The organism is Rhodovarius lipocyclicus, from assembly GCF_009900765.1.
Taxonomy (GTDB): Bacteria; Pseudomonadota; Alphaproteobacteria; order Acetobacterales; family Acetobacteraceae; genus Rhodovarius; species Rhodovarius lipocyclicus.
Window position 1 is genome coordinate 1 of the sequence record NZ_JAAABL010000040.1, and the last position, 13831, is coordinate 13831.

The 13831-nt window shown below is 71.4% G+C and carries 10 protein-coding genes; 3 read left to right on the forward strand and 7 right to left on the reverse strand.

The features are described 5' to 3' along the window. The first annotated feature begins 201 nt into the window (after positions 1-201). On the forward strand, positions 202-5091 hold the full coding sequence (locus tag GT007_RS18370) for a DUF4011 domain-containing protein (RefSeq protein WP_160123121.1): 4890 nt from the start codon (positions 202-204) through the stop codon (positions 5089-5091). Positions 5092-5208: 117 nt separating this feature from the next. Here GT007_RS18370 and GT007_RS18375 read toward each other — a convergent pair whose 3' ends face one another. Further along, entirely contained in the window at positions 5209-5844 is a 636-nt protein-coding gene (locus GT007_RS18375; RefSeq protein ID WP_160123122.1) for a class I SAM-dependent methyltransferase, read from the reverse strand. 98 nt (positions 5845-5942) lie between these two features. Here GT007_RS18375 and GT007_RS18380 point away from each other — a divergent pair, with 98 nt between their 5' ends. Continuing rightward, entirely contained in the window at positions 5943-6905 is a 963-nt protein-coding gene (locus GT007_RS18380; RefSeq protein WP_160123123.1) for a Bug family tripartite tricarboxylate transporter substrate binding protein, read from the forward strand. A 187-nt stretch (positions 6906-7092) separates the two neighbouring features. Here the strand turns inward: GT007_RS18380 and GT007_RS18385 are convergent, their stop codons facing one another. The 5 genes from GT007_RS18385 to GT007_RS18405 form a co-directional block, all read right to left on the reverse strand. Further along, the gene (locus GT007_RS18385; RefSeq protein WP_236571746.1) at positions 7093-8727 is read right to left on the reverse strand and encodes an acyl-CoA synthetase; all 1635 of its coding nucleotides are present in this window, start codon (positions 8725-8727) and stop codon (positions 7093-7095) included. A gap of 2 nt (positions 8728-8729) precedes the next feature. Further along, positions 8730-9506 carry an enoyl-CoA hydratase gene (locus GT007_RS18390; RefSeq protein WP_160123124.1) on the reverse strand — a complete coding sequence of 259 codons (777 nt, stop codon included), beginning with the start codon at positions 9504-9506 and terminating at the stop codon, positions 8730-8732. A 105-nt stretch (positions 9507-9611) separates the two neighbouring features. Further along, positions 9612-10604, reverse strand: a complete 993-nt coding sequence (dapA, locus tag GT007_RS18395; protein ID WP_236571747.1) for a 4-hydroxy-tetrahydrodipicolinate synthase — start codon at positions 10602-10604, stop codon at positions 9612-9614. Then, positions 10601-11023 carry a hypothetical protein gene (locus tag GT007_RS18400; protein ID WP_160123125.1) on the reverse strand — a complete coding sequence of 141 codons (423 nt, stop codon included), beginning with the start codon at positions 11021-11023 and terminating at the stop codon, positions 10601-10603. Before GT007_RS18400 ends, dapA begins: the two co-directional genes overlap by 4 nt. A gap of 94 nt (positions 11024-11117) precedes the next feature. Next, positions 11118-11738, reverse strand: coding sequence for an isochorismatase family protein (locus GT007_RS18405; protein ID WP_160123126.1), 621 nt, complete (start codon positions 11736-11738; stop codon positions 11118-11120). A gap of 45 nt (positions 11739-11783) precedes the next feature. Here GT007_RS18405 and GT007_RS18410 point away from each other — a divergent pair, with 45 nt between their 5' ends. Then, positions 11784-13205 (forward strand): M20 family metallopeptidase, encoded by a 1422-nt coding sequence (locus GT007_RS18410; protein ID WP_408015561.1) that lies wholly within the window; start codon positions 11784-11786, stop codon positions 13203-13205. Positions 13206-13247: 42 nt separating this feature from the next. Here GT007_RS18410 and GT007_RS18415 read toward each other — a convergent pair whose 3' ends face one another. Further along, entirely contained in the window at positions 13248-13616 is a 369-nt protein-coding gene (locus GT007_RS18415) for a hypothetical protein (RefSeq protein WP_160123128.1), read from the reverse strand. Positions 13617-13831: the final 215 nt, after the last annotated feature.

Genomic DNA, 13831 nt, shown 5'->3' on the forward strand with positions numbered 1-13831 from the left:
GGAGTATGGCAGGTGTTCTTCTCGCGATTTCCTCTCGCCACACTCGACCTCAGGGACGAAACACCCCATCTCAAAACCGTCAGGGATGTCTCCGTACACCTGTCAAACATCTCTCCAGTCTGAACAGGGGGCGGAGCCCCTGACTGCTTATACCCCCGCCCACCCTGGCCTTCCCGCCTCCCCCGCTGTTACTCTGCGCCCGTGCCCGACACCGCCCCCGACATCGCCGCCCGCGCTTATGAGGAACTTCGTGAGCGCCTGGTGGATCGCAGCCGCCGCAACCGCCTGTTGCATTTCCCGCACGGGCTGCGCGGTGCCGGCATCCGCATCGTGGACGAACAGCCCGAGGCGGTGCTGAAGCGCCTGCGGGACGACAAGGCCCTGCGTTTCAAGCCCCTGCCCGAGCCGGAGGAGGAACCCCGGGACGAGCGCGACGAGGAATTCCGCGCCGCGCTGGACGCCGCCCGCGCGACGGACGAGCAATACCGGCGCGAGCACGCCACGGTGGATGCCGACAACGCCGTAGCCACCTCCCGGGTGGAGCGCGGCTTGCGGGACCGCCTGCGCGCCGCGCGCGGCATGCCCCCCCGGCCGGAGCGGCGGGGCCTGGACCTGGCGGCCTGGGCGCGGGAGCACGGGGTGGACCCCAGCTTCGACATGCCCCCGCCCGGGGAGGCCTCCTCCGATAAACATAAAGACGACGCGCTGCAGACGCTGCTGTTCCCGGACCAGCTCCGGGCGCAGCTGGGTTCCCTGCGGAACCGGGTGCGCGGCATCGAGCAGGAAACCGGCGTCGCCACGCTGCACCTGGCCATCGGCTTCCTGGAATGGTTCGAGAGCGAGCGCGACGACAAGCCCTGTGTCTCGCCCCTGCTGCTGCTGCCGGTGGCGCTGGAGGGCCGGCGCGGGCGCGGCGGGGAGGAGGATTTCCGCCTCTCGGCCACGGATGGCACGCCGATCACCAATCTCAGCCTGGAACTCAGGCTGCGGGATGATTTCCGCTTCTCCCTGCCCGAGCTGGACACGGAGGCGGAGAACCCCGCCGAGGCCTATCTGGCGGCGGTGAGCGAGGCGGTGAAAAGCCGCCCGCGCTGGCGGGTGCGGCGGTTCCTGACGCTCGCGCCCTTCAGCTTCGCGCGCATCGCCATGTACCGCGACCTGGAGCGCACGAACTGGCAGTCCGCCCCCACCGACCACGCGCTGGTGCGCCCCCTGCTGCGCGCGGGGGCCGGGGATGCGCAGGCGGATGGCTTCGCCGAGGAATACGACATCGACGCGCCGGAATCGGTGCGCCTGGCCCCGGTGCTGGTGCAGGATGCCGACAGCAGCCAGCACAGCGCCATCATCGACGCCATGCAGGGCCGCTCCCTGGTGATCGAGGGCCCGCCGGGCACCGGCAAGTCCCAGACCATCGCCAACCTGATCGCCAACGCGCTGCACCACGGCAAATCGGTGCTGTTCGTGGCCGAGAAGATGGCGGCGCTGGAGGTGGTGAAGCAGCGGCTGGAACGGGTGGGGCTCGGCGCCTTCTGCCTGTCCCTGCATTCGGCCGGCGCGCGGCCGGCGGCGGTGATCGAGGCGCTGCGCGCGCGCGATGCCCTGCCCCGCACCGCCCCCGCCCGCAATGCCGCGAGCCTGGCCGAAGCCGCCCAGGCCCGCGCCGAGATCGACCGCCACCTGGCCGTGATGCACGCCAAGGCCGGGCCGGAGGAGGAGACGGTGCACGCCCTGATCGGCCGGCTGGCCGAGCTGGGGCGGCTGTTCCCGCATCTGCCCGGGCTGCTGCGCGGCGTGGCGCTGCCGGTGCCCGCCGATGCCGCCGCACCGCGCCTCGCGCGCCGCAAGCTGGGCGCGGTGGAGGCCGCCTGCCAGGGCTTCGACCCGGCGGCCTCGCCCTTCCGGGGCCTCACGCGCTCCGACCTGTTCCCGGAGGAACGGGAGACGCTGCTGGCCGGCATCGCCACCCTGGCCCCGCTGGCGACGGCGGTGGAACAGGCCAGCGCCGTGCTGGCGGCAAGGCTGGGCGCGCCGGTGACGGACCTGCGCGCCACGCTGGACCGGCTGGCGGACCTGCCGGAACCGCCCGCCGACCGAGCCCTGTTGCCGGGGCTGGCGCGGCCCGGCGCGATCGACGCGCTGCTGGCGCTGGACGCGGCCCAGGTGCGGCTGGACGCGGCGGGTGTGGCGGATGATGGCGCGGGCCTCGCCCCCCTGGCGAAGCTGGCCGAGGGGCTGGGCAGCGCCACCCTGGCCGAGCTGCCGAAACTGCTGGAACAGGCGGATGCCGAGGCCGCCGGGCTGGCCGCCCAGGCGCGCGCCGTGGCCGCGCTGGGGCTGGACGGCACCGCCGATCTCGGCGCCATCCGCCGCGCCGCCACCGCCGCCCGGCTGGCCGCCGCCCTGCCGCCGGAGGCCATCCCCCACCGCCGCCCGGGGCTGGAGGCCCATGCCGCCCTGCTGGCCGAAGGCGCCGCCCGCCAGCGCCAATTGCGGGAGGCGATGGCCGGGCTGGACGGCAAGTTCGACCTCACCCGCGCCGAGGCGAAGAAGCTGCGCGAGGCCGCGGCCACGCTGCGCAGCTCCGACGGCATGATGGGCTTCCTGCGCGCCGATGTGCGGGAGGCACGCTACGCCTTCGAGGACCGCTGGCGCGCCGAGCCCCGCCCGCCGCGCGGCCAGTGGCCCGCCCTGCTGGAGCAGGCCGCCGAGGCCGCCGCCCTGCGGGAGGCCCTGTTCGCCGACACCGCCCTGCGCGAGATCCCCGGCGCGCTGGATCCGCGAGAGGCGCCCTTGCAGCCCATGGCCGATGCCGCCGCCTGGCAGGCGCGGCTGGATGGCAGCCTGGAATCCGCCGCCCTGCTGACCGCCCCGGCGGAGGAGCTGCGGCGCCTCGCGGGGCTGGCGGGCCCGGCCGGGGCGCTGCTCGATTTCCTGGCCGAAGCCGCCCTGCCGGACCACCAGCCCTGGGCCGCCGCCCAGGCCCTGCTGGCCGAACGCGGCAACCGTCTGCGGGAGGTCGCGCGGCTGACCGTCGGCCTCACGCCCAGCCTGACCCTGGCGGAACTGCCCGCCCTGGCCGAGGCCGCCGCCACCCGCCGCGCGGCCGCCATCGCGCCCCCGCCCGCGCTGCTGCGCGCCCTGGCGGGCTTCGTCACCGCCCTGCGCCAGGCCGTGCCCAACCCCGCCCCCTTGCTGGCCGATGGCTGGACCGAGGCGGTGAAGCAACTGCGCGAGGTGGCCGGGGTGCTGCGCCTGGCCTTGCCGAAGCTGGAGGCCGGGCTGGCGGCGCTGGAACCGCTGGGCCTCTCCCGCCCCGCCGCGGCCGCGCTGCGCGCCATGCAGGCGCAGCCGGAGGGGCTGGGCCCATGGCTGACCTTCGCCCGCACCCGGGCCGAGGCGCTGGCCGACCCGCTCGCCGGCCCCATCCTGGCCGCGCATCAGGACCGGCCCTTGCGGGACCTTGGGCCTGCGCTGGACTGGGCGCTGGCCTGGTCCTGCGTCCGCCCGCGGGCGGAGGCCGAGCGGGCCATCTTCAACCGCCCCGGCGCCCAGCTTTCGGCCCTGCGCCAGGGCTTCGCCGCCGCCGACCGGGAGCGCATCCGCAACGACGCCGGCGCCGTGGCCGCCGCCTGCCTGCAACGCCCCATCCCCAAGGGCAGCGCCGAGGGCAGCCGCCGGCAATGGACCGGCGAGCCGCTGTTGCAGAACGAGATGGGCAAGAAGCAGCGCTTCATCCCGGTGCGGGAATTGATGGCCCGCGCCGCCGATGCCGTGCTGGCCCGCGCCCCCTGCCTGATGATGTCGCCGCTGACCGTGGCGCAGTACCTGAAGCCCGGGCAGCTGCATTTCGACCTGGTGGTGATGGACGAGGCCAGCCAGATCAAGCCGGAGGACGCGGTGGGCGCCCTGCTGCGGGCCAGCCAATGCGTGATCGTGGGCGATTCCAAGCAGCTGCCGCCCACCAACTTCTTCGACCGCTCCCTGACCGACGAGGAGGACGAGGAGGAGGAAGCCGCCACCCTCTCGGCCGAGGACCGGGTCGCGGCCGAATCCATCCTGGACCTGGCCAGCCGCACCTTCCGCCCCGGGCGGCGCCTGCGCTGGCATTACCGCAGCCAGCATGAATCGCTGATCGCCTTCTCCAACCGCGAATTCTACGACGGCAATCTGGTGGTGTTCCCGGCCGCGCAGCCGCCCTCCGCCACGCTGGGGATCGAGCTGGTGCAGGTGAACGGCCACTGGCGCAACAAGGTGAATGTGGAGGAAGCGCAGGCGATCGCCCGCGCCGCGCTGGACTTCATGCGCGCCAACCCCGGCCTCAGCCACGGCATCGTGGCGATGAACCAGACGCAGAAGGAATTGATCGAGGCTGAGCTGGCGCGCCTGGTGCGCGATGACGAGGCAGCCGCCCGCTATGCCGATGCCTGGGAAGCGAAGCTGGAACCGCCCTTCGTGAAGAACCTGGAAAACGTGCAGGGCGACGAGCGGGACGTGATCATGATCTCCCTGGGTTGGGGCCGCACGCCGGAGGGCGCGATGCACCAGCGCTTCTTCCCCGTGAACCGCGCGCAGGACGGCCACCGCCGCCTGAACGTGCTGTTCACCCGCGCCAAGCGGAAGATCATGCTGTTTTCCTCCCTGCAGGCCGAGGACATCGTGGTGGAGGAAGGCCGCACCGCGCGCGGCGTGCAGGTGCTGCGGGATTATCTGCTGTATGCGCGCGACACCCGGGTGGAGCCCGCGCGGGAAAACCCGGCGGCGCTGGCGGACAGCCCCTTCGAGGCCTCGGTCGCCACCGCCCTGCGGGCGCGCGGGCATGAGGTGGCGCTGCAACTGGGTGTCGCCGGCTATCGCATCGACATCGCCGTGCGGGACCCGAAGGCGAAGGGCCGCTTCCTGCTGGGCATCGAGTGCGACGGCGCGACCTATCACGACGCCCGCAGCGCGCGCGACCGCGACCGGCTGCGGCAGGATGCGCTGGAGCGGCTGGGCTGGAAGCTGGCCCGGGTGTGGTCCACCGACTGGTTCCAGGACCCGGCGGCGGAAACCGAGAGGCTGTGCCGGGAGATCGAGCGGCTTATGGGCGGCTGAAAGAACACTGTTCTTTTTTGAAAAAAAGAACCAAAAAACTTTTGCCGGTTTTGGCGCCCCCCAAACTCAAAAAGTCTTTTTGCTTCTTTTTCTTCAGAAAAAGAAGAATTCTTCAATTCACCGTCTTTCCAGCAGCACCAGCCCGTCGATCGCCTCCTGGCCTTCCCAGCTCAGCGTCGTGTGGTCCAGCACCTGAAACCCCAGCCGGTCCGCCAGGTGGCGCACCACGTCCAGGCTGCCGAAGTTCCGCCACAGCCGGTTCTGGTGATAGTGCCCGCCCGGATTTTCCATGTTGTTGGAGACATGCAGCAGCGCCCGCCCGCCGGGTCGCAGCACCCGCGCCGTCTCCCGCAGGTAATCCAGCACATCCAGCAATTCGAAATGGACCATGGCGTCATAGCTGAACAGGGCGGAATAGGCCCTGCTCTCCAGCCCCGGCAGGTCGTGGCCGTTGTTCAACAGATAGCGCAGGCGCGGGTCATCACCGAAGCGGGCGCGGCAGGCGGCGATGTTGCTGTCCAGCACATCCACCAGCGTCAGCTCCCCCACCCGGTCCAGAATCTGCGCGGCGTGGCGGCCGCGGCCGCAGGCCAGCTCGATCACGCGCGACAGGTCCAGCTGGTCGAACAACCGGCGGAAGGGCGTGCCCTCATCCCAGAAGGGGCCGAGCCAGGCTTCGGCCTGATCGTAATACGGGGGCACGATCCAGTCCTGGGCGATGGACTGGCGCATCTCACGGGCTTTATCCGGCATGGGATTCATGTGGCACGGCCCGCCCGCGCTGTCATGCCGCAATCGGCTTGACCCGGGGCGCCGGCCGCCGCAGAGGTGACGCGGTTGGAGGCACTTTCATGCAAGCGGCCCGTCGCGCCTTCCTGTTCGCCAGCACGCTCGCCCTGCCCGGCATCGCCCGGGCCCAAGGGGGGGCCGCCATCCGGCTGATCGTGCCCGCCCCGCCGGGCGGCGCCACCGATATCCTCGCCCGCTCGGTGGCCGAGGATGCGGGCCAGGCGCTGGGCCTGCGCGTGGTGGTGGACAATCGCGGCGGGCGCGGCGGCATCATCGGCACCCGGCTGGCGGCGCAGGCCGCCCCCGATGGCTCCGTGCTGGTGCTGGGCCACAACCAGACCCATGCGGCCAACCAGGCGCTGACGCGTGACCTGCCCTATCACGTGCTGGACAGCTTCGCCCCGGTGGCGCGGCTGGCCACGGTGCACCACGCGACCGTGGTGCCCGCCAGCCACGCGGCGCAGGACATGGCGGGGCTGGCCCGGCTGGGCCGCAATGGCGGGCGGCTGACCTATGCGTCCTCCCAGGCCGGGTCGGCCTCTCATCTGCTGGCCGAAAGCTTCGTGCGGCGGGAGGGGCTGTCGGCCATCCACGCGCCCTATCGCGGCGGGCAAGCGGCGATGCAGGACACGGCGGCGGGGCTGGTGGATTTCTACATCTCGACCTGGCCGCAGGTGATGCCCCTGGTGCGGGAAGGGCGGCTGCGCGCGCTGAGCATCGGCGCGGAGGAACGGATCGAGGGTTTCCCCGCCCTGCCCACCACCGCCGAGGCGGGCGTGCCCTATCTGGCGATGGATGCCTGGTTCGGCATCTTCGCGCCCCACGGCACGCCGCAGCCCACGCTGCACCGCTACTCCGACGCCTTCATGGCCGCGATGGCGGAAGCGGAGAACACCCGCCGCGTGCAGGCCGCGGGCTTCAACCCCGCCCCCCTGCCCGCCCCGGATTTCGCCGCCTTCCAACGGCGGGAGGTGGAGCGCTGGCGCGAGATGGCGGAGCTGACCGGCATCTCGCTGGAGGAATAACTGCACCAAATCCTCCGGCGTGCCGGGCGAAGGATTCTTCTTTTTCTGAAGAAAAAGAAGCAAAAAGACTTTTCGAGTCTGGGCGCGCGCCAAAACCGGCAAAAGTTTTTTGGTTCTTTTTTTCAAAAAAGAACACTCTTCTTGTGGTCGCCCATGCCCCATCGGCTCCGGCCAATGGGATTTGGCATTACCCCCTGACCTGCTTGCGCAGCACATGCTTCTGGATCTTGCCGGTGCTGGTCTTGGGCACTTCCTGGAAGATCACCCGCTTCGGCGCCTTGAAATGCGCGATCATCCCGCGCGTGTGGGAAATCAGCTCGATCTCGGTGGCGCTTGCCCCCGGCTTCAGTTCCACGAAGGCGCAGGGCACCTCGCCCCATTTCTCGTCCGGCTGGGCCACCACGGCGGCGACGGCGACGGCCGGGTGCTTGTACAGCGCGTCCTCCACCTCGATGCTGCTGATGTTCTCGCCGCCCGAGATGATGATGTCCTTGCTGCGGTCCTTCAGCTGGATGTAGCCGTTGGGGTGCTTCACCGCGAGGTCGCCGGTGTGGAACCACCCGCCCGCGAAGGCGGCCACCGTCGCGGCCTCGTCCTTCAGATAGCCCTTCATCACCACATTGCCGCGCATCATCACCTCGCCCATCGTCTCGGCGTCGGCGGGCACGGGCTGCATGGTCTCGGGGTCCAGCACGTCGAGGCCCTCCAGCGCGTGATAGCGCACGCCCTGGCGGGCCATCAGCGCCGCCTGGTCGGCCACCGGCAGGGCGCGCCATTCGGTGTGCCACTCATTCACCACTGAGGGGCCGTAGCATTCCGTCAGCCCATAGACATGCACCACGGCGAAGCCCGCCCGCTGCATGGCGGCCAGCACGGCCTCCGGCGGGGGGGCGCCGGCGACCACGAAGCTGACCTGGCGGCCCAGCTCGTGCTTCTCCTCGGGCGGGGTGGCCAGCAGCGTGGACATGATGATGGGTGCGCCGCACATGTGGGTCACGTCGTGCTCGGCCATCAGCTGCCACATCAGCCCGCCGCGCACGGTGCGCAGGCACACATGGGTGCCCGCCAGCGCCGTGACGGTCCAGGGGAAGCACCAGCCGTTGCAATGGAACATCGGCAGCGTCCACAGATAGGACGGATGGCGCGGGATATTGCCCGACAGCACATTGCCCATCGCCAGCAGATAGGCGCCGCGATGATGGTACACCACGCCCTTCGGCCGGCCCGTGGTGCCGGAGGTGTAGTTGAGCGTGATCGCGTCCCACTCGTTCGCCGGGCCGGTCCAGGCGAAATCCTTGTCGCCGCGCTCCAGGAAGGCCTCGTATTCCACGCCGCCGACCGTGTCCTCGGTGGGGGCGGTGTGGTCGTTCACCTCGATGATCAGGGGCCGGCTGGCCGTGTGTTCCAGCGCGCGGCGCAGCAGGGGCAGCAGCTCCCGGTCCACCAGCAGGGCGCGGGCCTCTCCGTGGTCCAGGATATAGGCGATGGTGTCGGCATCCAGCCGGGTGTTGATGGTGTTCAGCACGCAGCCGGCCATGGGCACGCCGTAATGGGCTTCCAGCATCTCCGGGATGTTGGGCAGCAGGGCGGCCACCGTATCCCCGCGGCCGAGGCCCGCCAGGGTCAGCGCATGGGCCAGCTTCACGCAGCGGGCGTGCAGCTCGGCGTATTTGCGCCGGATGGTGCCGTGCACCACGGCCACGCGCGCCGGGTGCACCGCCGCCGCGCGTTCCAGGAATTGCAGGGGGGTCAGCGCCTGATGGTTGGCGGGCACCTGGCCCAGCCCATCCTCGAACTTACGCGCGTGCGGCTGCATATCCATCGTCAACGATCCTGCCATTTCCCTGGACGTTTATTGAGGAAGGCATCAATGCCCTCCCTGGCGTCTTCGGCCATCAGGTTATCTACCATGACCGCCGAGGCGATGTCATAGGCTTGTTGCAGTGCGTGGTGCTCCTGGGCCAGGAATCCCGCCTTGCCCATCCGGATGGTGCGGGCGGAGCGCCCGGCGATGCCCGCCGCCAGCGCCAGCGCCGCCGCCCGGGCATCGGGCGCCACCTGGTTGATCAGCCCCATGGCCAGTGCCTCCGTCGCCGGGACCATGCGGCCGGTCAGCAGCATCTCCATCGCCCGCTTGCGCGGCACGTTGCGGGACAGCGCGACGGCGGGGGTGGAGCAGAACAGGCCGATATCCACCCCGGGGGTGCAGAATGCCGCCGCCGGGGCGGCCACGGCCAGGTCGCAGCTGGCCACCAGCTGGCAGCCGGCGGCGGTGGCCACGCCCTCCACCGCCGCGATCACCGGCACCGGGTGTTCCGCCACCGCCCGCATCACGGCCGAGCACGCGGCCATGGTGCGCGCGAAGAAGCCCCGGCCGCCATCGGTCTGGACGCGGGCGGCGGTGAGCTCGCGCAGGTCATGCCCGGCGCAGAAGGCCGGGCCCTCGGCCATCAGCACCACGCAGCGGGCGCCGCGCGCATCCGCCAGGGCGGCGGACAGGGCCTCCAGCATCTCCAGCGACAGCGCGTTGCGCGCGGCCGGGCGGTTGAGCGCAATGGTGGCGACGCCGTTCGGCAGCCGCTCCTGGAGCAGCAGGGTCATGATGCTTGTCGTTCCCTCGCGGACCGGGGGGTTCAGCCCCCCTGGTGCCTCGGGCGTATCAAAGCATCTTCCGCCGCGCGGGGAAGCCCCGGCGGAGGCGGGGCCTCAGCCCACCGCCCGCAGCCGGCGGCGGCGCGCGATGGGGCGCAGCGCTTCCCGCAGCGCTTCCTCCTGGGCCACCAGGCTGGGCACGACCTCCAGCAGATGGGCGCAGGTGGTCTTCGCCGCGCGCATCAGCGGCAGCCGGGGCACCGGGTCGCACAGTTTCAGCAGGCCCAGCGCGGCCTTCACCGGGATGGGGTTGGGCTCCAGGAACATCGCCTCATGCAAGGGCGCCAGCAGCTGGTTCAGCCGCGTGGCCTCCGCCACATCGGCGTGGTCCCAGGCGGCATGCAGCGCCGCGCACAGCCCCGGCACCACATTGGCGCTGACGGAGATGCAGCCCTGCCCGCCCATCGCCCGATGGGCCAGCGCCGTCGCGTCATCGCCCGAGAATTGCAGGAAATCCGCCCCGCACAGCCGCCGCAGCCGCAGGGGGCGGGCCAGGTCGGCGGTCGCGTCCTTCAGGCCGGTGCACAGCCCTTCGTCGCGCAGCCGGGCGATGGTTTCGTCCGCGAAGGCGACCCCGGCGCGGGAGGGCACGTCGTACAGCGTGATGGGCAGCCCGCAGACGGCGGCGATGGCGCGCAGATGCGCCCGCAGCCCCTCCTGCGTCGGGCGGATATAGGGCGGGGGCGAGACCAGCAGGCCGGTGGCGCCGCAGCGCTCGGCGGCCTCGGCCAGGGCCATGGCGGCCTCGGTGGCCGGGGCGCCCACGCCGGCGATCACCGGCACCCGCCCGCCCACGGCCCGCGCCACGGCGCGGATGGCCAGGGCGTGCTCGGTGGGGCGCAGCGCCGGGCCCTCACCCGTGCTGCCGCACACCACCACACCGCCGGAGCCCGCCGCCACCGCCCGCGTGGCCAGCCGGGCCAGGCTTTCCGTATCCAGCGTGCAGGGGTTTTCCGGAAGGAAGGGCGTGGGCAAGGCCGGGATGGACCCGTGCGGGATGGTGGGGCCCTGGATCAGCTGCATCAGCCCGTCGCGCATGGCGTTCATCGCGCGGCCTCCCGTTCCGGCACGCGGCAGGTCAGCAGCACCCCGCCCTCGGCGCGGGCGCGCAGCCGGGCGCGGCGGAAGCCATGGGCCTGCAGCGCGCGGCCGACCTCGCGGCCCATGGACGCGGCGGCGCCCTTCAGCCCGATGGCCAGGCGGCCGCCCGGGGGCAGCGCGCGCCTGGCGCTCTCGGCGACGGCTTCCGCTTCCTCGGCGGAGGTGACGCCGGGGGCGACGACCAGGTCCGCCGCGTCCGGATGATGCGGCGGAGCGACCATCGCCACCGCCGAGCGGCAGCCCCGGCGCAGGGCGGCGCAGAGCAGCCCCAGCCGGTCGCCGCCGATGACCAGCACCCGGTCGGCGGGGCCGGCCTTGGCGATGTCCAGCAGGGTCGGGGAAGGGCGCGATAAGACAAGAGACATGATGTCCTCCATGCCGGGAACATCGCGCCGTGGGCCGCAAGGGGGCCATTCGAAGACAGGCCCCGGGATACAAGAAGGGCGTAAGGGCGCCCGCTCAGTGGTTCCGCTGGGTCAGCGCCGCGATCACCCCATCCGTGTCCATGATATCGGCATAGCGGCGGCCGACATCGGCCAGGTTCTGGTCATGCGCGGCCTGGGTGTGGTCCCCCACCGCGTCATGCGGCACGATCACGCGGAAGCCATGACTGAACGCGTCGATCACGCTGGCGCGGATACAGCCGGAGGTGATGCACCCCGTCACGATCGTGGTGTCGATGCCGTGCCGCGCCAGGATGGCGGCGCAGGGTGTCGCGAAGAAGATCGACGGCGCGCCCTTCATCAGCACAACATCGGGCTGTTCGGCGGCGATGCGCGGGTCCAGCTCCACGCTCTCAGTGCCGGCCAGCAGGTCGTACACCGGGGCGGCCTTCCAGCGCGGCACGGCGGCGCGGCTGTAATACCCGTTCACGCAGGCGATGATCAGCGCGCCCGCGGCCTTCGCCGCGCGCATCAGCCGCACGGTGTTGTCCACCGCCGCGTCCACCATGGGCGCGCCGCCCATCGGCATGGACGGGTCGGTGAAGCCGCGCTGGAAATCCACCACCAGCAGGGCGGGCTTTTCGCCAAACCCCACCGCCTCGGAGCCATAGCCCCGGCTTGCATAGATGTCGCTCATGGCGGAAGCATTGTCTGACAAGCCGCGTGGGGTGAAGACATGTCGATGAACACCGAAGAGATCTGGCGCCTGGCCGATGCCGCCAAGGGCCCGATGATTGAGCTTTCTGACCGCATCTGGGGCATGCCGGAGCTGTGCTACAACGAGCACCGCAGCTGCGCCGAGCACACCAAGGCGCTGTACGACCACGGCTTCCGCGTGACGGAGAACCTGACGGGCATCCCCACCGCCGTGATGGGTGAGGCCGGCGAGGGTGGCCCCGTGATCGCCATCCTGGGCGAATACGACGCGCTGCCCGGCCTGTCCCAGGAATCGGGCGTGGCCGAACCCCGCCCGACGCCCGGCGACGGCACCGGCCATGGCTGCGGCCACAACTTGCTGGGCTCGGCCTCCATGCTCGCCGCCATCGCGGTGAAGGACTGGCTGAAGGCCAACAACATCCCCGGCCGCGTGCGCTACTACGGCTGCCCGGCCGAGGAAGGCGGCGCCGCGAAAGGATTTCTTGTTCGCGACGGCGCCTTCGACGACGTGGACATGGCGATCTGCTGGCACCCCAGCGCCTTCCATGGGCTGAATGAGCCGCTGTCGCTGGCCAACACCCGCATCGACTTCACCTTCACCGGCCGCGCCAGCCATGCCGCCGCCGCGCCGCATCTGGGCCGTTCGGCGCTGGATGCCGTGGAGCTGATGAGCGTCGGCGTGAACTACATGCGTGAGCACATGCCCAGCGACGCGCGCATCCACTACGCCTACCTCGATGCCGGCGGCGTGGCGCCGAACGTGGTGCAGCCCAAGGCCACCGTGCGCTACCTGATCCGCGCGCGTGACGTGACGGAGCTGAACCAGCTGGTGACGCGGGTGCGGAAAATCTCCGACGGCGCGGCCCTGATGACCGAGACGAAGGTGGAGACGCGGGTGATCTCCGCCGTGTCCAACCTGCTCGGCAACAAGGTGCTGGAGGAGGTGATGCAGCGGAACCTGGAGCGGCTGGGCCCCGTGCCCTTCGACGACCTGGACCGCGCGCGCGCCGCCGAATTCCAGGCGACGCTGTCGGCCGAGGACATCAGCAGCGCCTGGCGCCGCGCCGGCGTGCCGGAGCGCAAGGGTGTCTCCCTGTGCGACATCGTGGTGCCGCGCGACGCGAAGCCCGAGAAGATGATCGGCAGCACCGATGTGGGCGATGTGAGCTGGAAGGTGCCGACCGTGCAGGCGCGCGGCGCCACCTATGCCATCGGCACGCCGGGCCATTCCTGGCAGCTGACCGGCCAGGGCAAGCTGCCGGCCGCCCATAAGGGCATGGTGCATGTGGCCAAGGCGATGGCGGGCGTCGCCGTCGATGCCTTCAAGGACCCGGCGACGCTGGCGGCCGCCAAGGCCGAGCATGCGGAGCGCATGGCCGTGCAGCCCTATGTCTGCCCGCTGCCTGAGGGTGCGAAGCCCGCGCTGGGGATGAGCCTGGCGGTGTGACATGGCGCGGGGGCCTAGCCCCCGCCCCTTTGGCCCCGCCCCTCAGCGGCGCCGGAACAGGGCGATCGCCGGGCCCAGCACCAGCGCCAGCAGCATGCCGCCCGCCACCAGCAGGGTGAGGGTGCGGCTCCAGATCCTGTCCAGCGCCAGGCTGGTGGTGGGCAGTTCGGGGTGCGCCGGGTCGGCCAGCACATGCACCGTGTAACCGCCCCAATGGAGGTCGGCGAACACGTAGTTCACGTGGCGCGACAGGGCGCGCGGCTTGCCCGGCACGGTCAGCGTCGCGTCGCAGATGTGCAGCACCAGCTTGGAACTGCAGGAGCCGTTGTCCACGCGCGCGCCCGCCACCGGCACCGCCGTGGCCCGGATGCGCCAATCGGCGATCAGATCAGGCAGGACATACAGGCCCATGCCGGCGAGCATCGCACCGAATATCAGTGTTCTCAGCACGGTTCCCAGCGCCCGCTTCCAGCCACCCGGCGGCGGCGGCGGGGCAGGCGGGCGGGGGGCTTCGGCCTGGGTCTGCATGCCGGCGATCCTAGCGGGCGCCGCCCGGGCGGACATCACACACCCGGGTGATACCGCGACCAGACCCGGCTTCCCCTTGCCCGACTCCACCCGGCCCC